The 21509-nt window shown below is 44.1% G+C and carries 23 protein-coding genes and 1 tRNA gene; 15 read left to right on the top strand and 9 right to left on the bottom strand.

All coding sequences use genetic code 11. The features are described 5' to 3' along the window. Positions 1-194 precede the first annotated feature (194 nt). From R50345_RS10590 to R50345_RS10605, 4 genes are read left to right on the top strand one after another with little or no spacing between them, the layout of a single operon-like run. Positions 195-1367, top strand: a complete 1173-nt coding sequence (locus R50345_RS10590; protein WP_042126366.1) for a serine hydrolase domain-containing protein — start codon at positions 195-197, stop codon at positions 1365-1367. Positions 1368-1417: 50 nt separating this feature from the next. Continuing rightward, entirely contained in the window at positions 1418-2239 is an 822-nt protein-coding gene (locus tag R50345_RS10595) for an ABC transporter permease (RefSeq protein WP_042126368.1), read from the top strand. Beyond that, positions 2236-3018, top strand: a complete 783-nt coding sequence (locus tag R50345_RS10600) for an ABC transporter permease (RefSeq protein ID WP_042126371.1) — start codon at positions 2236-2238, stop codon at positions 3016-3018. The genes R50345_RS10595 and R50345_RS10600 overlap by 4 nt, the downstream gene beginning before the upstream one ends. Before the next feature lie 22 nt (positions 3019-3040). Then, positions 3041-4039 (top strand): ABC transporter ATP-binding protein, encoded by a 999-nt coding sequence (locus R50345_RS10605; protein WP_231574134.1) that lies wholly within the window; start codon positions 3041-3043, stop codon positions 4037-4039. On the opposite strand, the gene R50345_RS10610 is transcribed toward R50345_RS10605, so the two are convergent. Then, a complete protein-coding gene (locus tag R50345_RS10610) occupies positions 4030-4599 on the bottom strand; it encodes a TetR/AcrR family transcriptional regulator (RefSeq protein ID WP_042126373.1) in 570 nt (189 codons plus the stop codon). The two genes, R50345_RS10605 and R50345_RS10610, sit on opposite strands and share 10 nt — an antisense overlap. 162 nt (positions 4600-4761) lie before the next feature. On the opposite strand from R50345_RS10610, the gene R50345_RS10615 reads away from it, so the two are divergent. The 4 genes from R50345_RS10615 to R50345_RS10630 all read left to right on the top strand — a co-directional run bounded on the left by R50345_RS10615 (position 4762) and on the right by R50345_RS10630 (position 7848). Next, positions 4762-5703 (top strand): ketopantoate reductase family protein, encoded by a 942-nt coding sequence (locus R50345_RS10615; protein WP_042126374.1) that lies wholly within the window; start codon positions 4762-4764, stop codon positions 5701-5703. A 135-nt stretch (positions 5704-5838) separates the two neighbouring features. Next, positions 5839-6480: a histidine phosphatase family protein gene (locus R50345_RS10620; protein ID WP_042126376.1), complete on the top strand. Its 642-nt coding sequence runs from the start codon at positions 5839-5841 to the stop codon at positions 6478-6480. Positions 6481-6495: 15 nt separating this feature from the next. Continuing rightward, positions 6496-7242, top strand: coding sequence for a VOC family protein (locus tag R50345_RS10625; RefSeq protein ID WP_042126378.1), 747 nt, complete (start codon positions 6496-6498; stop codon positions 7240-7242). A 15-nt stretch (positions 7243-7257) separates the two neighbouring features. Next, positions 7258-7848 carry a class I SAM-dependent methyltransferase gene (locus R50345_RS10630; RefSeq protein ID WP_042126380.1) on the top strand — a complete coding sequence of 197 codons (591 nt, stop codon included), beginning with the start codon at positions 7258-7260 and terminating at the stop codon, positions 7846-7848. Positions 7849-7918: 70 nt separating this feature from the next. On the opposite strand, the gene R50345_RS31670 is transcribed toward R50345_RS10630, so the two are convergent. Next, positions 7919-8014 (bottom strand): sporulation protein YjcZ, encoded by a 96-nt coding sequence (locus R50345_RS31670; RefSeq protein ID WP_197069771.1) that lies wholly within the window; start codon positions 8012-8014, stop codon positions 7919-7921. A gap of 111 nt (positions 8015-8125) precedes the next feature. Continuing rightward, complete coding sequence (locus tag R50345_RS10635) at positions 8126-9529, bottom strand: RsmB/NOP family class I SAM-dependent RNA methyltransferase (protein WP_042126382.1); 1404 nt, start codon at positions 9527-9529, stop codon at positions 8126-8128. 157 nt (positions 9530-9686) lie between these two features. Between R50345_RS10635 and R50345_RS10640 the strand changes: the two genes are divergently transcribed. The 3 genes from R50345_RS10640 to R50345_RS10650 are packed head-to-tail and all read left to right on the top strand — an operon-like array spanning position 9687 to position 15375. Continuing rightward, the gene (locus R50345_RS10640) at positions 9687-10823 is read left to right on the top strand and encodes a glycosyltransferase family 4 protein (protein WP_042126384.1); all 1137 of its coding nucleotides are present in this window, start codon (positions 9687-9689) and stop codon (positions 10821-10823) included. A 6-nt stretch (positions 10824-10829) separates the two neighbouring features. Next, positions 10830-12140: a metallophosphoesterase family protein gene (locus tag R50345_RS10645; RefSeq protein ID WP_042126386.1), complete on the top strand. Its 1311-nt coding sequence runs from the start codon at positions 10830-10832 to the stop codon at positions 12138-12140. Then, positions 12130-15375 (top strand): AAA family ATPase, encoded by a 3246-nt coding sequence (locus R50345_RS10650; protein WP_042126388.1) that lies wholly within the window; start codon positions 12130-12132, stop codon positions 15373-15375. The genes R50345_RS10645 and R50345_RS10650 overlap by 11 nt, the downstream gene beginning before the upstream one ends. On the opposite strand, the gene R50345_RS10655 is transcribed toward R50345_RS10650, so the two are convergent. Beyond that, positions 15362-16474, bottom strand: a complete 1113-nt coding sequence (locus tag R50345_RS10655) for a YkvI family membrane protein (protein WP_042126390.1) — start codon at positions 16472-16474, stop codon at positions 15362-15364. The two genes, R50345_RS10650 and R50345_RS10655, sit on opposite strands and share 14 nt — an antisense overlap. A 175-nt stretch (positions 16475-16649) precedes the next feature. On the opposite strand from R50345_RS10655, the gene R50345_RS10660 reads away from it, so the two are divergent. The 3 genes from R50345_RS10660 to R50345_RS10670 all read left to right on the top strand — a co-directional run bounded on the left by R50345_RS10660 (position 16650) and on the right by R50345_RS10670 (position 17975). Next, positions 16650-17222 carry a xanthine phosphoribosyltransferase gene (locus R50345_RS10660; protein WP_042126391.1) on the top strand — a complete coding sequence of 191 codons (573 nt, stop codon included), beginning with the start codon at positions 16650-16652 and terminating at the stop codon, positions 17220-17222. Positions 17223-17321: 99 nt separating this feature from the next. Further along, entirely contained in the window at positions 17322-17639 is a 318-nt protein-coding gene (locus tag R50345_RS10665; RefSeq protein ID WP_036689410.1) for a hypothetical protein, read from the top strand. A 117-nt stretch (positions 17640-17756) separates the two neighbouring features. Next, the gene (locus R50345_RS10670; protein ID WP_042126394.1) at positions 17757-17975 is read left to right on the top strand and encodes a hypothetical protein; all 219 of its coding nucleotides are present in this window, start codon (positions 17757-17759) and stop codon (positions 17973-17975) included. 63 nt (positions 17976-18038) lie between these two features. Here the strand turns inward: R50345_RS10670 and R50345_RS10675 are convergent, their stop codons facing one another. After that, entirely contained in the window at positions 18039-18485 is a 447-nt protein-coding gene (locus R50345_RS10675) for a YhjD family protein (RefSeq protein WP_042126396.1), read from the bottom strand. 186 nt (positions 18486-18671) lie between these two features. On the opposite strand from R50345_RS10675, the gene R50345_RS10680 reads away from it, so the two are divergent. Beyond that, a tRNA-Leu gene (locus R50345_RS10680) sits at positions 18672-18755 on the top strand. 83 nt (positions 18756-18838) lie between these two features. On the opposite strand, the gene R50345_RS10685 is transcribed toward R50345_RS10680, so the two are convergent. The 4 genes from R50345_RS10685 to R50345_RS10700 are packed head-to-tail and all read right to left on the bottom strand — an operon-like array spanning position 18839 to position 21359. Further along, a complete protein-coding gene (locus tag R50345_RS10685) occupies positions 18839-19369 on the bottom strand; it encodes a hypothetical protein (RefSeq protein ID WP_042126398.1) in 531 nt (176 codons plus the stop codon). A 48-nt stretch (positions 19370-19417) separates the two neighbouring features. Beyond that, the gene (locus R50345_RS10690) at positions 19418-20101 is read right to left on the bottom strand and encodes a hypothetical protein (RefSeq protein ID WP_042126401.1); all 684 of its coding nucleotides are present in this window, start codon (positions 20099-20101) and stop codon (positions 19418-19420) included. Next, positions 20098-20991 (bottom strand): ABC transporter ATP-binding protein, encoded by an 894-nt coding sequence (locus tag R50345_RS10695; protein ID WP_042126403.1) that lies wholly within the window; start codon positions 20989-20991, stop codon positions 20098-20100. Before R50345_RS10695 ends, R50345_RS10690 begins: the two co-directional genes overlap by 4 nt. Continuing rightward, complete coding sequence (locus tag R50345_RS10700; protein ID WP_042126405.1) at positions 20988-21359, bottom strand: GntR family transcriptional regulator; 372 nt, start codon at positions 21357-21359, stop codon at positions 20988-20990. Before R50345_RS10700 ends, R50345_RS10695 begins: the two co-directional genes overlap by 4 nt. Between the last annotated feature and the right edge of the window lie 150 nt (positions 21360-21509).

Genomic DNA, 21509 nt, shown 5'->3' on the forward strand with positions numbered 1-21509 from the left:
TAAATATATAATTGACCTTCCATTTATTAGGGTTTTAGCGCATGCTATTTATGTAATTAATAAACTGAATTAATTTATAAGTACGTGAAATATCATGTTGTAACTATTACATTGACAAGGTATTATGAGTTAGGTGTATATTTACATTTATGATAATTTATTGCGTGTTTATTAAAATTAGGGGAGTGTGAACGATGTTATCATCCACAGAGCTTAGTAAGCTGCACGAAGTGAATTACAGGGAGGACCGCTTAGAGGCACTTAATCATTTTTATGGGGATCTCTGTGATAAGAAAGTAGCTGATGGTTATATTTATTCTCTAAGTCGTTATGGGAAAATATTTGCTAATGGTGCCGGGGGACGTTTCAGTTACGAAGAAGACAGCACCCAAGAAATGAAAACGGATACAATCTTCCGCATTGCTTCAATTACAAAGCTGTTTACAGCGACAGCGATCTGGCAGCTTGCGGATAATGGTAAGATTTTTATGGGGCAGCCTGTTAGTTCTATTCTACCAGAGTTTGATGCGGATCCTTTTAAGCCGATTACAATTGCCCATTTACTGACTCATACCTCCGGCATTGCACCAGATCATGGCACTATAAGTGATACTTACTATAAAAGTGCTTGGTGGTATATTTATGAATCTGAGGTTGGGAAAGAAAACTGGATTCAAGCTGGACTTTCCTATGGGCTTCATTTTCCAGTAGGGACGCAATGGATGTATTCATCGTTCGGATATGTGATCTTGGGTGCAATTATCGAGAAAATAACGGGTGTTTTTGCAGAAGAATACATAATGGACAACATTGTAAAACCCTTAGGAATGAAAGATACTTTCTTTGTTATACCGCCAGAGAAAGCGAGTAGGATCGCCATTCGTTCGGAAGGGGCCAAGGAATATCTTCAGAAGCTGCAAAACGGGGAATTTACGGATGAGGAACAAAGGTCTGAAGAAGAAATCAAGCTTCCCGGAACTGGAGGGGGGTTATATTCAACAGTTACTGATATACAAAAGTTCGGAATCATGTTGCTTAACCAAGGGGAATACGAGGGTGGTCATATCTTAAGTCGTATGGCTGTTCAAAGAATGACCAAGCGGTTCAATACTGAGAAAATTCCAAACTACGCATGGGGAGATGGAGGATCGGATCGTCCATACGGACTTGGGCCGGACCTTCGATTTAATGTAAGTACTTCTTACTCTGAAGGCACTTATTTTCACGAAGGGGCAGGAGCATGTGCCTTGTTCATTGACCCTATAGAAAAGATGGTTGCCGCTTGGTATCTCCCTTGGCATAAAGGGGTATGGGATGGTAGAGGCGTTTTTGGCACACATAATGTGATCTGGTCCGGACTCGAATAAGAAGTTTGCTATTTTTTATGAAATATCTACAGATAGGCAGGATGTGACTTATGTTTGAGATGATAAAGCACCGCTTTCGCCTTATGAGAGCGGTTGCTTTTGTTACTTATAAGGAATGGAGTGCGTACAGGACGCATTCGATGGTTTCTATATTTGTGGGTCCTGTGTATTTTTTGGTGCAGTATTATATATGGAGCGCTGTTTATAGTGGGGAATCTTCTATTAACGGAATGTCGCTTTCCCATATGCTCTCTTATTTTTGTGCCACGATGCTGATTAACTATTTGACCATGGATTTTGCCGATTGGAATTTACAAATGCTCATCCGCACGGGGAAGTTCATTACCTTCTCTTTAAGACCGATGAATCATATGTTCTATGCGTTGTCTCAGAAGGCAGGGCATAGGGTACTTGGACTTCTATTTGAATTTATACCCTGCTTTATGATTTTCTTTTTTATTTTTCATATTGATGTTTTGCCAGCAAATTTACTTTATGCAATTCTTTCGATAGCAATGGCTTTTATGATGAATTTTTTTATCCATTATAGTATTGGAATGGTCGCCTTTTGGATGGTGCAGTCCTCTAGTATTCGTAACTTTTTTAGTCTTTGCGAGGGGATATTCTCAGGATCGCTGATTCCATTAGTCTTTTTTCCAAAATCCTTACAAATGGCGTCCTTTTTCTTACCGTTTCAGTATACGACCTTTCTTCCTGCAATGGTCTATACAGGTAGCTATACTTTAGCTGATATAACCTTACCTATTCCTCAAGTTTTGTTGCTGCAGCTTATAGCCGTTATGATTGCCGGAATAGTCTGCCGGGTGTTGTATGCGGTGTCGCTTAAGCATTTTACGGGGGTGGGCGCATGAAACGTATGTTTTTAATATACAAAACTTGTATGAAGGCGAATATAGCTTCTGCTATCACTTATCGTGTTAATTTTATTCTTAATAGTCTTATCATGCTTATAGGGAATGTGTTGTTTCCTCTAGTAACGGTATTCATTTATAATTCGAATGCTTCATTTGAAGGATGGACCTTTAAAGAGGCGCTGTTAATTCAATCTGTTTTCATTTTGTCTACGGCTTGTGCCGGGATTTTTTTTAACGGAATTATGTGGAATACAATGTCTCATGTAGTAGAAGGGACTTTGGAAGTGGTATTAATTAAACCAACCTCGAGCCTTTTTCTGCTGTTGGCCAGATCTTTTGAGTTCGAAAGTATCGGGCTTTTAGGTGGAGGATTAGTCATGTTCGTATACGCACTTAGCGGAATCGATGGGATGACCATCGGCTCTTGGTTATTGTTCCTGTTGTTGTTTGGCGCAGGGCTGCTTGTTATGTTCGGCGTGGCGCTTATTGTGGCAGCAATTTCCTTCAAATGGGTAGCGAATTCCCGCTTGCCGGAGATGTTTGAGAGTATTAAGTCTTTTGGACGATATCCAGGAACGATTTTTCCAAAAGCAGTCGTAGCCGTGAGTTCTTTTCTGTTTCCGGTTTCGATGATTGCTTACTTTCCAGCATCTACACTTATTGGACGATGGGAAGCCTATTTTTTTATAGCGATTATCCCGTGTGTGTTATTTGCTGCCTTCGGAATTTGGCTCTATACCTACATGCTTCGTAGTTACAAAAGTGCCGGGGGATGAATTTGTATGAAGGAGAATTACAGTGGACATTATTACCGTCAAGAACTTAACTAAGCAATATGAAACGTATCACCGTGGACAAGATGCAAAAAGTGTATTTAAAAGTCTGTTTCACCGTGAAAAATCGATTATTACCTCTGTAGAGGATCTTTCTTTCAATGTTGGAAAAGGAGAAATCATTGGCATTCTGGGTCCAAACGGTGCGGGGAAATCTACGACTATTAAAATGCTGACAGGCGTTCTATATCCTACATCGGGAGAAATAAATGTTCTAGGGTACAACCCTCATAAGCAGAAAAATCAATATGTAAAACAAATCGGAGTACTGTTCGGACAGAAATCGCAGTTAATATGGGACATTCCTCCTTTGGATAGCTTTTATATGAACAAGGAAATTTATGATATTCCTACGAATGACTTTCGTACAAGACTAGATCGATTTGTAAATATGTTTGAGATTGGTGATATTATCACTAAGCCTACGCGCACCCTTTCACTGGGAGAACGAATGAAATGCGAGTTTATTATGGCAATGCTTCATTCACCGCCTGTGGTTTTTTTAGATGAGCCGACGATCGGGCTGGATGTTATAGCTAAACAAAGAATCAGAGAATTCATTAAGCAAATGAATCAGGAAGGCACCACATTTATTCTAACGACACATGACTTGGAAGATGTGGAACGTTTGGTTCAAAGAGTACTTATTATTCATCAAGGTAAAAAAGTATATGACGATAAGTTCTCTGAACTTCGACTTCATCTGGGTGCGAAAAAGGTAGTCAGGCTTTCTGCTGCCACAACTATTGGTGAGATTGATCTGCCCGGGACTCTGCTATCGGAAAGAATATCGGATTACGAAGTGGAATTAATGATCGATACCGGGCAATGTAAAATGGGAGAGTTTCTGCATATTCTTAGCGAAAAGGTAGAGATCCTTGATATTTCCATTAAGGAGATTCCTATAGAAAAGATCATCAGCTCCATTTATGAAATGGATATGGGAGAACATATTCAAGCTTGAGAACGGATCATCTGCAGATTTAGATCGAGCATGGACCATAACTTTTCAGTGATCTCTTTTGCAGAACAAGGATTACTATGGGTAAACCACCATTCAATCACTCCGACAGTCGCCGAACTTAAGAATTGCACAGATATATCTTTACTCAGCTCATCTAGATTAAAATTGTTTTCTAAAAATTGTACCTTGATCTGCTCATTTATCATTTCTTGTAATTGGTTTCTAAAGGAGACCAGAGCTTTATTTCTTAATAAAGTTTTATAAAAGAGAGCATTCTCCTCCAATTGTTCCAGCGTGCGGAGCAATGACGCTTTAGAGGGATTGGGTTCGGTTACATCCTCCACTGCGGAGCAGCTTTCAATTAGTTGTTGGAGCTGAGCCTCCAGGCATTTATCCATCAGATCGTATTTATCCGCATAATGGGAATAAACTGTTCCGCGGTTTACATCAGCACGCTCTGCGATTTCGTTGATCGTTATTTTTTCAAAATCTTTTTCAGCCATCAGTTGAATTAATGCATTCATGATGGCTGTTTGGTTTTTTTTAATTCTTCTATCCATGGTAATACTCCCTTTTATTAAACAATGTATTGTATTCTGTTGAAAAATCAACAAAACCGATCAAACTAACGATTGAACCCTACCGGTGATGTGATAATCTGATTTTATCGAACAGTTGATCGAAATTCAACAAATGTCTAAAAAGGGATAGAGGAGTTAAACATGAGAGTATTAGTTTTTGGAGCGGGAGTTTTAGGCAGCTACCTTGCGCATGTTCTAGTGCGTGGGGGAAACGATGTCACAGTGCTTGCCAGAGGGAAGCGTGCGGAGCAGTTGACGAAAGACGGACTTGTTCTTCGCCATTATTTTCAATACAAAAACACTGTAGATGCTGTGAAAGTCATCTCAGAGCTTCGATCGGATGATCGCTATGATCTTATTTTTGTTGTTATGAAATACAATGATTTTCCAGCTGTATTACCTATTCTAGCTAAGAATCAGAGTCAGAATATAATTCTTGTGGGGAATAACGGCGATGCCCATGGCATGCAAAAGGATCTTCAGGATATGAGCAGTATGAGAAAAAATATACTCTTCGGGTTTCAGCTTAGTGGAGGCATTCGTGAGGCGAGCGGTCGGATCATCAACATAAGGGCTGGAGGGCAAATGGTACTTGGCAGTCTAGACGGTGAGATTCTAATAAAGCCTGTACTGGAAAATGCCTTTAAAAATGTAAAGTATAAGCTAACTTATCATGAGGATATGGATGCTTGGCTTAAAAGTCATATCGTGCCTATAGTGGCTTTGAACTCTCTTAGTTATCTTCACGACGGGGATTTGAAAAAGGTGTCAAAGGATGAGAAGCTGTTAAAACAAGCCATCTCAGTAATGGACGAGGGATTTCAAATTATGGAGAAACTAGGGTATACTATCACTCCAGCAGGTCAAGTTAACTTTGTTCGAAAACACAAACAGGGTGTGTATTATGGTCTGAAAATAATTCATAAATTACCGTTTATGAAATTAGTAGACGGTTCTTTCAGCGAAATAGCAGCTTTGTTTGATTCATTCGATAGTTTGAAGCAGCAAGCAAACATTGCGACACCCCATTGGGATCAACTTCAGCAACAAGCGATCACAAAGTTTAATACAAACAATCACTAGGTTCAGCTAAAAAGGCTTCCGATCAATCGGTAGCTTTTTTTAGTTGCCGAATAGGATTATTTAGCAAAAATGGAGGATTAGAAGGATGTTTTATTGAAATGTGTATAACAATCTTTTTGGGGAGGAATAGGATCGATGGCTATATATTTTATAAGGCATGGAATAGATGACGAAGGCTATCGAGGCGGTTGGAGTCAACGTGGACTTGTAGTAGAGGGTTATAGACAAGCCGAACGGCTTGGTCGTTATCTAAAGGAGAATCAATCTAGCTTTAACATCACTCGTATCCTTAGCAGTGATTTACAACGTGCGATAGATACAGCAAATGAGATAGCCAAAGAGCTTGGCTTGCCTATTGAACGCAGTCAGTGTTGGAGAGAAACGAACAATGGTGTAATCGCTGGAATGCCCCATGAAATTGCAAATGAACGATACCCGGGTCTCTATTTCTCGGTTTTAAGAATGGATGAGAGGTTTCCAGGAGGAGAAAGTCCACAGGAGTTTTTTACGAGAATAAGAGAAAGTTTCTCGAAGCTTTGTAATGAAATAGAGAGTACTGATCCCACAGGAAATGTAATTGTCGTCACTCATGGTGGAGTGATTAATGTTATATACCATATTTTAAAGGGACTAACGTGGACAAATAAAAGCACCCATTTTCCGACTTCATATACTAGTATTCATAAAATAGATTATCACGTAGCTAAGTGGGTAGTTACAACTGAAAATCTTACGGAACATATATCAAGTGATCAGGCTGCTGGTATGGCAAATTAATAAGGTGGTGCATGAGTGAAAATTGATCATCTAGTTGTAAATGTGGATCGTAATGTACACGAAGACCAAACGTTTGTTAAGGCAGTCCAAACGCTTGGTCTTCCATATGAGCCGAAGTGGGGAAAAGGTACAAAGGGGTTTAAAGTATCAAATATATGGATCGGAAATGAATATTTTGAATGGGTTCGAATTAAGAAAAAGGATGGCGGCGGTTGGCTGAAAAGTTGGACGGAGGATTATCTGGGAGGACATCGGAGTCTTATAGGCTTTGCGTTGGATGTAGAAGATATAGATGCTGTATATAAGGAACTTTCAAGTCGAAATATTGAAGCTTCAACACCAGAACCTTTGCGGTTTCGTTGGTTTTTTAATCTGTTAACTAGAACGATGCCATGGAAAAATTCATATATACCGAAATTTGAAGGAGTGCCTTTTCAATTCTTTTTACAACAAATGAATGACGAGAAAAGCCTAGCATTTATGCAGCAATATATGGTTCCAAACAGTAGAGATCAAAATATTCAGGGTATCTCACAAGTAAATATATATGGAGCATGGACTCAAAAGGACAAAAAATTGCTTAAAGACATATTCACTGACGTTGTTGTTCAAGATGGAATGATTATTATTTCTTTAGGCTCCCAGACGATCTGTTGTGTGGACGCTGAGACTTACAGAGTTGAAGTGCTGCTCGATTGCAGAAATGACGAGTACTCCAAAAAGGAATTAGAAGTCGGCAATTTATTGATTCGAAATCGTTAATAGGAGATTAAAAATATGGGATTATTGAATGCACTGATCGATCAAGCCAAGAACCCGAGAGGATTCGTCGGGAATATCATGATCAAGATCATGAACCAGGCACATACCAGCATAACAACGTGGGGGCTTAAAAAAATAGAAGTGATGAACAACGCACCTATTTTGGACATAGGCTGTGGTGGTGGTCAAACTATACATATGCTTGCAAAACATAATAAATATCAGGAAATCTACGGCATAGATTATTCTCAGCAAGCTGTGGAGACATCCAATCAAAAAAACAATAAGGCTGTTGCCGCAGGTAAGGTGAAGATTAGTCAGGGAGACGTATCGACTTTACCGTTCAATGATGAATTTTTCGGGACGATCACGGCTATTCAGACGCATTATTTCTGGCCAGATCTTGAACAAAATATAAGTGAAGTGTTTAGGGTGTTGAAGGCAGGCGGAACGTTTGTTATTATTTCTGAGGTCTATAAAATCAATTATCACATGAAACAATACACAAAAAACGAAGAGATAGATCAGTTATTTCAGAAAGTTGGCTTTCAAACGGTAAATATTCACGAGAACAACAAATGGAAATGTTATGTTGGAAAGAAATAAAGCGGCCGCACCGCCCCAAAAAGGACGACACAGCCGCTTTAACTTCACCGTCTATTTAGCCGGATTGGTATTAAACGAACAATGAACGGGAAATGATTACGAGCAAGATAAAGAGTACCAAGATCGCACCAGTTGAAGTGAAGGCTCCTCCATGAAATTCACCCATGATATATTCCTCCTTAACGTATGTCTTATTCCCATTGCTGCGGCGGATGTCGCAGCTTTCTGAGATAATGACATCATATGCCAAAGTGGACTGGATGAACTGGTCTATGGCCTATTGCTCGTCAATATGGGCTTTTAGGATGCGCAGTCCTTTTGGAAGGTGATTCTTAAGTTGGCCAGCGCTTGCTTTGCCCCAACTTATCGGCAATCCATCTAAAGTTACTAGTGTCCATCCATGTAATTCCACCGGCACAGGTAAGCTTTCGCCCCGGAGCCAAGCATGTATTTCCATCCCCCCGCTACTAAGATCAAAACTACGTGTTACATCTGTGTGCTGAATCGCCATCGCGAGGGCGTGAGCAGGTTCAATCCGATTTTTCTTTAAATGGGCAATATGTAGCCCGGCTCGTGGAATACGAAGACCATCCAGCAGCCCCGTATGGAGGTTGCCGCTAAAGGATTCAGGCAGTAGATAAAGAGATTCACCGAACAGCAGAGGGATGCCTTGATATGAGAAACCAGGCAGCTCAACCGCGGCCCAGTCTTGAAATAACTGATATGCATCGCGTACGGAAGAATTGATTTTTGGATTGTTTTTGCTACGACGTTTATTAGTGCTGCGTTTGGCATCGTCATTAACGTCATTTTCGGTGACACTTTGCTTACGTAGGAGTGCAACAAAGTGGCCTTCGCCTTTTTCTAAATGTGGCCAAAGGCGCTTGTGGGTAAGTAGTTCCATATCGGGGTAGCGATCCGTCAATCGGGCAATGATCTCCTCATTCTCTTGGCGGTTAAAGGTGCAAGTAGAGTAGGCTAGAGTCCCCCCAGGCTTAAGCATAAGGTAGGCGTCTTGTAGAATGTCCCATTGTCTTGCCGCACACATAACTACATGGTCAGGAGACCACTCTGAAACAGCGTTTGGATCTTTTCGAAACATGCCTTCTCCTGAGCAAGGGGCATCTAACATAATTCGGTCAAATGCTTGTGGGAAGCGAGAAGATAGCTGTTCTGGCGTTGCACAGGTTACGAGGGTGTTCTTTATGCCTAGACGTTCGACGTTCTCTGCCAAAATTTTTGCGCGTTCCGGATGAATTTCATTAGAGATTAAGAGGCCTTGTCCTTGCATTAAACCAGCGATATGCGTAGTTTTGCCCCCAGGGGCAGCAGCAAGGTCGAGGACGGTTTCGCCGGGTTTAGGTGCGAGCAGTTCGGCTGCGGACATTGCGGAAGGCTCCTGAATATAATATAGTCCGGCAGTATGGTAAGGGTGTCTGCCTGGTCGAGCGGGCTCTTCATAATAATAACCGTCTGGGCACCATGGGATAGGTTTCAGATCAAACTGTGAGACTGTGCGCTCTACTGCGACTTGACCTGAATCTGAGATGCTTTTCAATGGATTAAAGCGAAGTCCCTGCGTTCGTGGTGCTGAATAGCTTTCTAGAAAAGCATTTGCCTCTTGCCCCAGCATTTCTTGTATATATGCGGTGTAAGAGGCAGGCAGCTGTTCTTCCTTCATAGATCATTCTCCTTTTTCTTAGTTGCTGTTTCATGTTTATACCGATAAAATCAAGGTATGGGGAACGTAATCGTACCTGAAATTCTACATATACACAACTATATCATAATTGCCAAGTCTTACTGTACGTAAGGCAATTGTAAAGGGGATGTACCATATGAATTTGCTGCAAGCGCTCTTCTTCCCGCCGGAGCAACCCGGTGGTGTATCATCCATGATCCCTTATCTTCAGGAAAGGTTCCGTTCAAGCCGCTGGGAGATGGATTTGTTTTGGTTACCTAAGCGGATTCGCAACAAGGGACATGAAGAAGTCATATTCGAGACCTTTGATTGGACCCAGTTTGGGGAAAGTCAGATCGTTCAGAAATATATTCAGACCTATCGTGATTATCTATGGTGGACTAAATTACGAATGAGCAAGACATATGATCTTATCCATTCCCATCATCCAATTGCTGGTTTAGCAATGAAAAAAGTATTTCCAAATACTCCGTTAATTCAAACCTTACATTCCAGTTATGAGCGAGAGCTGATACTGAATGGAGCTATTTCTGATGGTGGTCTGGAGCATCAGTTTCTAGTTTCGCTTTACCGCGAACTTGAGCATGTAAGTGATCAGTTAATGACCGTGTCTCAAGCTTTTGCAGAGTATGTGGCGCCATATATTCAAGATCCTTCTAATATAGGAGTAATCCCGAATGGTTTTGATGAAAAAAGGTTTAAGCCAGTCCCGCATGACAACGCTATACCCCAGCTTGTGACTGTGACACGTCTGGTTCCAGCCAAAGGAATTGACACGTTACTCAAAGCCTGTGCTGAGCTTAAAAATCGCGGCCATGAATATGTACTGCATATTATCGGCGATGGACCTTCCCGTGCGGATTTGGAAAATATGGCTAAACAATTAGGGATTTATAATGAAACGATTTTTTATGGATATACGCTCCATCCGGAAGAATTCATGCCTTTCTTTGATATTTTCGTGCTGCCATCTCGGGCAGAGGCCTTCGGATCGGTGTTTGCAGAAGCGGCGCTTAGCTGCTTGGCTTTAGTTGGGACGAATGTTGGCGGGATACCGGAGCAAATTGAAGATGGTGTGAATGGTCTGCTCGTCAATCCTGATGATGAAATTGCACTTGCTGATGCTTTAGAGAAGGTGATATCCGATCCGGCTTATCGTTATGAGCTTTCTCGTTCAGCTTGGGATAAAGCGAAAAGCTTGTATTCGCTGACTCGTGTCGCTAATGAACTTAAAAAGACATACTTACAGTATCCCTCAGGAACGAAAGGGTGAGCAGCTATGATTCCATTTCGATTTCTACATGCTGCTGACTTACATTTGGATAGCCGTTTTGCCGGGCTGGCGTATATTTCGCCAGCCATTCGTTCTTATTTACGCGAGTCAACCTTCGCCGCCTTAGGGCGGCTTGTCCGCGTTGCGATCCAAGAGGAAGTTGATTTTATTGTCATCAGTGGAGATGTGTATGATGTTTCAGATGCTTCCTTACAGGGTCAGCTGCGATTTCAAGAAGCGCTCAAGGAACTTGGCCAGCACGGGATTCAAGTGTTTCTGATCCATGGTAACCATGATCCACTTGATGGATTGCGTCTGGCAACGGAATTGCCAAAGCATGTTACCGTGTTCGGAGGGGAGAAGCCAGATCATGCCACTGCTTACCGTCGTAAAGATGGTCAAGAAGTAGCTATTGTTAGTGGAATCTCTTATCCGACTGCGAAAGTTACCGACAACACAGCACTGACCTTTTCTCGAAAGCCTGGCAGCCGTCTGTTTCATATTGCTATGCTGCATGGAAATGTAGATGGTGATTTGGTGCACGAGACATATTCTCCTTGTAGCCGTAGAGATCTTATCGAACGGGGTTTTGATTATTGGGCGCTTGGGCATATCCATAAACGCAGTATATTGCATGAGAAACCAGCAATTGTGTACCCAGGTAATATACAGGGGCGCAGTATTAAGGAAACCGGACCAAAGGGTTGTTATGTTGTGGATGTTGATGAGGCTGGAAGTATTGCGCTCCGGTTTCATGAGCTTGATTATGTTCGCTGGCAGGTACGGGATCTATCCATTGAGGGATTGAGTCATGAAGCAGAATGGATACAAAGGGTGGAGCAGGTGATTGACGAAATCAGGGAGGAACTCCCGGAGCTGATGTCAGTGGTTAGATTTCGTCTGATCGGACGCGGGGACGTACATAAAGTATTAGCTGAAAAAGGTGCGGCAGAGGATCTGCTGTCTGAACTCCAGCGCCGTGAGGCGGTTCGGGCTGAGCGTAAAGATTATAAAGGACTTGTCTGGGTGGAAGGATTCGCTGTAGAGTCCGGGTTAGCTATTGACCGTGAACGGTTATTAGAGGAGGATAGCTTTCTTGGAGAAATGCTGCGAATTACAGATCGTACGGAACATTCAGCAGAAGCGCTTGAAGAATTAATAAACAGTGCGCTTAAGCCGCTCATGGAGAATCAGGAGCTGCGACAGCTGCTCTCGGTGACAAGTCAAGAGGAGAAGTTAAATTGGCTTCGTAGTGCAGCGGAACAGGGAATCACAATGCTCGGTGGAATGGAGGGTGCTCCAGAAGATGAGAATTGAACATTTGCAGATCCATGGCTTCGGACGTTTGCATAACCGAGAGATTGATCTATCGGAAGGCGTTACCATACTCTATGGACGTAATGAAGCAGGAAAAAGCACGACGTTGCAGTTTATTCGCTCCATGCTATTTGGAATTCCAAGTCGTGGTAACCCTACGGAGAGGTATGAACCTATGCAAGGCGGTTTGCATGGGGGAATACTGAAGGCGCGTGATATGAATGGTGGTCTATGGACCATTCGTCGCCATACCACTGGGGGTGAGGGCTCAGGAAGAAATGAGAAGCTGAACATCGCGTTTAACCATCCGAATGGAACGACGCAAGAGCTGGGACAAGCTGAAATGGAGCGTCTTTTGCTTGGTGGTATCTCTCGAAGCATGTTCCATCAATTGTTCGCGGTCTCTCTCGATGAACTGCAGGAGCTTGCTGCGCTTCAATCAGAAGAGATGAGCAGCTTTCTCTTTCATGCAGGGATGGGCGGCGGTGGAACGATCATGCGGGCGGAACGCCGATTGGTACAGGAAGCTGAGAAGCTATATAAACCTCGGGGCAAGCTGCAGGAAGCTGCTAAAATCGTTCAGGCTATTGAGAAACTAGAACGCCAGATGGCGGAGAGCCGCTCTTATCTTCCACGTTATAACGGTAATATAGCAGCAATAAAGGTTATGGAATCTGAGCTGGATCAATTGGAACAACAACGTAAGCTTACTGGAGACAAGCTTGTGATGCTTCGCAAAGCTCAGGATGTTCGTGAATTGTGGTTAAAATGGAGCGATGCGCAGCTCGAACTGCAAGACCTGCCAGTGATTACAACCTTTCCTGAAGATGGAGCGATTCGCTATCAGGCACTTGAAGGTGAAATTCGAAATGCTCTAGGAGCAGTAACTCGTTATGAACGTCTGCAAAGTGAGCTTACGGATGAGCTGGCGCAGAATCCACCGGATGCGTTGTTAATAGCGCAGGGGCCTGCCCTGGAGCGGCTGGATCGCCATCGGAGCAGCTATGAAAACCTGCGAGTAGAAAGACAGCGCCTAGAAGGTGAATTGACCGCGCTGAATGAGCATTTGCAGCGAATTCTGCGAGGCATTGATGTCAGCTGGAGCGCGGCAGAGCTGACTGCATTTGCGGGTGCAGCGGCAGATCGTGAAGCTGCACGGAGGTTTGCGGCGGCGTTCGCGAGTTATGATCGCCGCATGGAGGCGGAGGGCGCAGCGCGGCAGACGCTGCGATCCCGCTTGGCCGCTGCCTCAGCTTCGCTGCAGGCAGCAGAACGGGCGTTGGCGCGTGAGCACGCTACCGGCGCCGAATCTTTTGCGCAGCTGGCTCCGCGCAGCGCCCGTGAAGTGCTGCAGCTGTGGGACGAGCTGCAGCAGGCGGCCGAGCGCTGGCGCGAAGCGCAGCTCAGCGAGGGGCCGCAGCGCGCCCCCGGCGCCGGAAGTGACGGCCCTAGCGCGCAGCGCATGGCTGCGCTCTACCGGCGCCTGCTGTGGGCTGGGGCAGCACTAACTGTGCTGCTGCCCACAGCGCTGTGGCTGACCGGTGCTCCGCCGGCCAGCGCAGTGCTCGCGATCGGCCTGCTTGGCGCGGCCGATCTGGCCCTTTGGGCCGGCCTCAGCGGAGCGCGCCGGCCGGAAGCGTCCCCGCCAGGGCATGGCGGGGACGCGGGCACAGCCGCAGCTGAGATGCTGCGGCTGCGGGGGCAGCTGCTCTCCGGGGCGGAGCCGGAGAGCGCTATGCCGGGGCGGCGGTCGGCCGCCCCGGGGTCCAGCCCCGACGCAGGCGGGCTGGAAGCCTCCATGAGGGAGCTTCGCAGGCTCATGGAGGCTTGGTCAGCTTGGCGGCAGCGCATTGAACGCTATGCCGCCGAGCGGGATGCCTGCCGCACGGAGCTGGAGACGCTGGCAGGCCAAGAGAAGCTGCTCGCGGAAGAAATGACCCGAGCAGAGACGGCTTTCACTCAAACTGCTGAGCAATATGAAGAGTGGCTGCGTGAGCGCAGATTGCCTGAAGGGTTGTCCCCGGAAGGGCTGCCGGATATCTTTGCAATGGTGGAGCAGGGGAACGAACTGCTGCGCCAAGAGAATAAGCTCTCTTTGCGACTAAAGCAGCTTGAAGCAGAGTGCAACTTGTTCGAGGAGGAGCTGCTTGCTCTCATTTATGAATCAGGTACTGATCCTTTAAACGAGTCTGGCGTAGCGGCAACTAGCTTTGATATGGACGCGCAGGATGGACAACGAAGATCTGCACTAACTTTACTAAGCTGGCTGGAACTTCGAAAAAGAGCTTGGGATGAACTGAAAAAGGACCTGGTTCGCCGGGAAAGTATTCAGTCACGGTTACAGGAGCTTCTGGAGGAGCTTAAGGAAAGCCATAGAGTATTAGGTGAACTTAGAGAACAGCGTGAACACCTGTTGCATGAAGGCGGAGCAATAAGCGGGGAGGACTTCTTACGAAGGTCGGCTGCTGTACAGCGGCGTAGTGAGCTGAATAAATCCATTCGTCAGTGGGAGTTAGCTATGTTTGGAGGCTGGGAGGATGAGCGAGTTGCCGCCCTGCAGGTCGTATTAGATCATCATGATGCCTCAGCACTTCAAAAAGAACGGATAGCAGCTGAAGAGCTGGCTGAACGGGAGGAAGAAATGTGGAACACCCTGCTGGAGCAACGAGGGAAGCTGCTTCAGGAAAGGGAGTACTTGAAAGAGCGTTGTATGGAGGACTCCGTAATTCAGCAATTGGAAGAGCAGAGAGCCGCTCTGCGAATTGTGGCTGATAAATATGCGGTAGCAGCATTAACAGCCGAATTAATTGGAAGAACCCGCCGTATTTATGAACAGGAGAAGCAGCCGCAGGTACTATTGCTTGCATCGGACTATTTCTCCAAGCTGACGGAAGGGGAATACAAGAGAGTTGTTATGACTCTGGGCCATAAAGAGCTAAAAGCTGAACACAAAAATGCTGGACTAATCGACAGCGGACTGCTTAGCCGCGGGACGGCAGAACAGCTGTACCTTTCCATCCGCTTGGCACTGGCAGAGACGATGTCTCGGCAAGTATCGCTGCCATTGCTGTTCGATGACCTATTCGTCAACTTTGATGAAGCCCGTCTTCATGCTGCTCTTTCACTGCTTGGTGAACTGTCGATCTCCCGCCAGATTGTAATGATGACTTGTCACAAGCATGTGGCGGAAGCGGCAGCGCGAATCATTCCAACAGCAGCAGTTATTTCCGTGTAACTGGTTTTATGGATACAAGGCTGTTCCCTTTTCCACTCGAACCCGATGAGGAATCGATACGTGGTGGAATAGACCATGGCGTTCGTAGCAGCATGACAGCCCAGACCAGAGATAAAGCTCCGAAGATCGGGTAGAACACGGAGAGAAGAGAGCTAAAGCCAAATTGGCTCAGTAAATAACAGACCAACATCAGAATTGGTGTAATTAATGTGGGTTTAACGGGAATTCGTTGTTTTAGCTGCATGGTGACGCCATAAATGTCGGCAACAAAAGTGCTGAAGATCTCCAAAAAGATCAACAGCAAATATATAGTTTGTACTACAGTACCCAGCCGGATGGCGATGTTTCCCATAGGGATTTCAAATTGGAGAATCCCAGGCATCTGTGAGCTCATCGCGAAATGCGCGGCGATCAACATAAAGCCGATCCCGGCACCACCTATAATACCGCCCCAGACCAGAGATTTTTCTTCATCTGTGTGACGAGCCATCGGAACTAATACGGCTTGAGCCATACCTAGATTGAAGGCGGTGTAGAGCAGCGGCGACATCCAAGCGCCAAAGATAGATCGATCATTTTCTAGGAATAGGAATCGTTCTGCTCCTGGAATTTGAAACGTATTAAAAATAATGATGAGTGATAGCGTAAGCATTAGCGGGACAATCAGACTGTTCATTTGCAGAATACCGGAAATCCCCCGCTTAAGCAGAAAATAAGAACCAACCAACGTTAGTATTAGCCCTGTTTGATAATGAAATCCAAGATGCTCTTGAAAAATAGCTCCAGCTCCTGCAAGCATAATACTGTTGACACCGATCAGGATGGCCATCGTGAACAAACTGATGGTGCTTCCGACTTGGTCACCAAAGAGATGACGGTTAAAGTCCTCATAAGATTCTGCTTCTATGCGCCGAGCGATGACCATCATTTTTGTACCCAGCCATATGAACAGTATAGTAGAGAGCAGGATGGTGAGGACTGCCCAGTGTCCGTAACGAGTGAAGAATTTTAATATTTCTTGGCCGGTGGCGAATCCGGCTCCTACAATGGTGCCGATATAAGTGAAAGCGATCTGCATTGTTCGGACATGTGATTTCATGGCTGCCCTCCTAATCGTTTTAAGAAGCAAAAGAAAAATCATAAGGAGTGCTATGCAGGATTGCCTTGTGCACTCTGTATAGTACAGGTTATGATGAGGATCAGTAGGACATGACTTCCGTGATTCATTTGTACGGAGCGTCTGCGATTATAAAGGGTATTGGAGGTTCAAAATCATGGAAGTATTGAAACAGCGGATTTTGGAGGAAGGTGTCGTCGTTTCGGATGAAGTGCTGAAGCTGGATGCACTGTTGAATCATCAGGTAGATCCGCAGCTTACGATGGAAATGGGACGGGAGTTTGCCGGGAGGTTTGCGGACTGCGGAATTACACGTATTGTGACCGTGGAATCCTCGGGCATTGCCGTGGCATTTGCCACCGCATATGAGTTAAAGGTGCCGTTAGTTTTTGCACGCCGCAAAAAAACGCTCCTAGCAGATCCGGACGCACTTTGTGAAAGAGTTCCTTCTTTTACGAAAGGTATCGTTACCGACATCATGTTGTCTCGCCAATTCATCTCCCCGGAGGATAAAATTCTCTTTATCGATGACATTATTGCTAATGGTGATGCAGCACGCGGGCTGATTAAAATTATTCAACGCTCTGGCGCTGAGCTGGTTGGTCTTGGCGTTGTAGTGGAAAAAAGCTTTCAGGCAGGAGCTCGAACGATCAAGGAGCAGGGGATCCGGTTGGAGTCACTTGTAAGAATAACCTCTCTTAGCGGGGGCACTATTGAATTTGGAGAATAACCCGAATTTGAATAAGAACATGCCTATTTTTAAACAACTGCTTTTCACCCTATAGATTTTCCTTTATAATAAAATCAGACATAGGGAGGAGGCGTCACAATGGGGAAAGAACCGGTGACTGAGCAATTTTTTATTGATAAATTAACCGAGGCCAAGGATCACTTCGAGCGTGCGCTGGATTGCAAACACACGGAATTCGACGATCTGTATCCCTATATGATTGAACATCCTCAGTTTTTTTGGTACAAACGCTATGTAGCTTGGTCAGAGCTTCTGACAATCAAAGGTTTGTGTGAGGAACTTTCCTTCCCTTGGAGGGAGAAATTCACAACTAACCAAGTGGAGTATCTGGAGCAACGTGTGATGTCCGCTAAAGTTCTTGACTTCTGGTTTGAGAAGAATGAAGCGCTGATATAAGAATGCTTTAGTAGACATGCAATTGGTCAATTGCTTATACGAGACCCAGATGACTTTTCATTTGGGTCTTTTTTCTGGATGAATATAGGATAAGCTATATAGAGGGAGGGATTTATGATGATTAGCGATGAACAATTGGATGCGTACCGAATTTCCGGTGAGAAAATTCGTGTGGTGCGTGATGGCATAGAAAGTAATGATGTAAAGGGGATTGTTCTGGCTTGGGACGATTCGCAGGTGATGATACGTCGCCAGAATAGACGGGTAGTAAAGCTTGATCGGAATTATCTATTCCAACCCTTCAGCGAACCAAGGAAAGCTCCTGATAATATATAATCTTGGCAGCATAAACAGCTCCTTACCCTAGTGGGTAGGGAGCTGTTCTTTACTTATGGCGGATTATATGGTTAGTGCTAGCTGGGTCTCACTTTCTTCTCTGGAGAGCATGGAGAGCTCTGTAGACAGGCCGAGATATGCGCGCATTCGCAGCAGCATCTCTCTACGGAATCCTGGCCATAATATATTCATCTCACCTTGATATCCTCTACAGGTGTACAAGGCCTCGACTCCCCGTTGATCTTGGCGAACGGTTGTGACCTTCAGATCATGTGAGCTCAATTCGCGCGTAACTTCTTGAAGCATTAATGAGGTCTTCTTAGTGGCACCAGACACGAGCTCCATATAAAGCTGAGGGGTCTTAAACAGACCACTCTTACTGATTACACGACAGTCACGTTCGAACACTTTATGAATAAACGTTAGCAGCAAATAGCTTCTGACAAGGGACATTTCTTCTTTCGTAACCTCTTCATCAACAATGGATGTCTTCAACTTTGTAGTCGCCATTATAAATCACCTCATTTATATTATGCGAACTTTTGTTCTCATTATACCTTATATTCGGAAGTAAAAGCAATAATTATCCATAAAATAATGAATGATTAGAAAAGCTAGAGAATATATTGACGCATTAATCTCAGCATGGTATGATCTATCTTGTGACGCAAGATGGATATGTAGTCATTACGATGTGCGGTCGTGGCGGAATTGGCAGACGCGCACGGTTCAGGTCCGTGTGGTAGCAATACCGTGGAGGTTCGAGTCCTCTCGACCGCATCACTAGAAACTCCCTTGAGAAATCAGGGGAGTTTCTTTTTTGTGAATATAATTAATCCGAGGCAACTGGAGCATAATCGTATCTAGATCGATAAATATCGAATTAAGCCTAATAGGGCATAAGCAAACAGAACTGTTCCAGTACCAATGCCTGTAATTGCACTGTTTGCGACGTTAAGCTTTTTCGATATGAATAGTGATGCGATAGAGACTGCAACAAGAAGTGCTGCTAAAAGGTATAAACTGAAATCGTTAAAAACACTTTTTAAGCTAATAAAATGAATTCCTACAATAAAGGCAATCCAAGGAGCAACGTAATCATTAAACTTACATTTCAACAATATAGAAGCTCCAGCACCTGCCACAAATAATTCAATATAGACAGAAATTAAATAATTATCAAAAGAGGTCTTGTCATTTAAAACGGAGGGAGCATCCCAGTTCGTTATACTTAAATAGATACCAATCAAGCAGATGAGAAGGGATACACCAGAAGCTATGCCAATATATTTACGCCAGCTGGATCTGGGGTTTTCTTGTGCCCAACCAAACCAACTAAAACTAAACATACCGAATATAGAAACATACATGGCGTAATCCCTCACATAATCCATAAAGGTACCTCCTACACCTACAATATTTAGAATATTCGAGGCTGTGCCTTACACTGTAGATTTCCGAAGCATCCAGAACGATAAGAGTGCATACAAGACCGTCAAAGGCATGGTCCACAAGGCAAGATCAAATGCGGTATGGCTGGCAAACCAATTAAATAGATCTCCCCACCACCGATAATACGTCATTAACAATCCAGCGACACTGTACAGAATAAACATGACTGCCGCGAAAATGAATAGACCGCTTCTACCAAATCTGCGGAAGATACTGGATATAACAAATCCCCAATAAAACATATGCAACATGATCATAAAATAGATCCACAGCTGTTCTAGGACAGTACCATCATTCAAGTATGGTAGGTGAAAATAATGTAGCTGCACACCCCATCCAGGTGTTAAATTGTTTTCTATAACGGATAGCAGGAACAGAAGAAGGGAGAAGCCGGCACTTGTAATAACAGCCATCAAGGAGGTACCGAAGAAATAATCCGTTCTCCGTAGACTTAAGCCTAAGGCAAAGGGGAAAGTCTGCACCAAAATGATGATACCTATGACAAACATGTATATAAAGATAGAGACTAGGCCACCGGTATACATGGGTTCTTGCATGAAAAAAGCTATGATAAGATTAACGAGAAAACTGGACAATAATATGATCCAAGGCATAAATAACCAAAACCATTTATCCTTGTAGTGCATTTTTAATATCCCTGTCATATGGTTCATTGTGCTGCCACTTCCTTTCCTTGAGATCTTCTATTTGTAAGATGGACAATTAACTGTTGTAAAGATATGGGGGAGATCTCCAGACCAAGCATCTCAGCACGTGATAGATCTGTTGAGTTTAAGCCGACTACAGTGGCAGAGAGTAATCCGCCAAAAGGTTCACGAGAGATGACATCTTTATTGGAGATGAACTCTTCGACCTTCGCAGTTGCACCAATCACCTTAGCGGCTCGCCCGCGAAGAGCTTCAGCATCCTCATTAATAATAATCTTACCGTTGTCGATAACAATGACATGCTCTAACAATTGACTTACCTCGTCAATCAAATGTGTAGACAAGACAACTGTTCGTGGATATTCTGAATAATCCTCAATCAATCGATCGTAAAACAGGCTTCTTGCTACAGCATCCAGACCTAAATAGGGCTCGTCAAAAATAGTCAGCGGAGCGCGGCTGGCAAGGCCGACTACAATACCCACCGCCGAGAGCATTCCTCTGGACAGCTTCTTTATTCTTCTTTTTAAGGGGAGATTGAAGTCCTTGATTAAGGATTGGGCGTAGTCCCGATCAAAGTTAGGGAAAAATAACGCGGATACCTCTAGAACATCGATAATACGGTACGTATCCGGATACTTTTGACTTTCCTTAATGAAGCAAATCTGATTGAGTACGCGGTTATTCTCGTAGGGATGTTCTCCAAATACCTTCAAATCACCACTTGTAGCAAATAACTGGGCTGTGATCATGTGCATGATCGTTGTTTTCCCCGCACCATTTCTGCCAAGGAGTCCATAGATTTTATTTTGTTCCAAAGAAAAAGTAACGTCTTGGATGACGGTTACCTTTCCATACGACTTGGTTAGCCCCTTGATCTCAACAATTTCATTCATGACTGATTATCTCCCCTCTGAATCATCTTCGTTAATTGATCCAACGTTATTCCTAATTTCTCAGCTTCACGGATCATAGTTACAACATATTGTTCATAAAATTGCTCTTTTCTCTTCTCCATCAATACTGCGCGCGCTCCAGAAGCAACAAACATACCGATACCTCGCTTTTTGTACAATATTCCCTGATCCACTAGCAAATTCACACCTTTCGCAGCCGTTGCCGGATTGATCTGGTAGAAAACAGCAAATTGATTTGTTGAAGGAACCTGTGATTCCTCCAAGAGTGTTTCTTCGATGATGTCATTTTCTATGCGTTCGGCGATCTGCATAAATATCGGTCGTGTATCATCCATTAAGCTTCCCATGTATTCACCGCCATGTTCATTGGTTAGTTAGTTATGTAATTAACCATATATGCAACGAACTTATTTGTCAATCATTTCTAAGTGCATTTTTTGGTTCCTGAGTCCAAATACAGCGAATTAGGCGTATCGGCATAAATAAAAGGCTGAGCG

It is taken from the genome of Paenibacillus sp. FSL R5-0345 (genome assembly GCF_000758585.1).
GTDB lineage: Bacteria > Bacillota > Bacilli > Paenibacillales > Paenibacillaceae > Paenibacillus_AQ.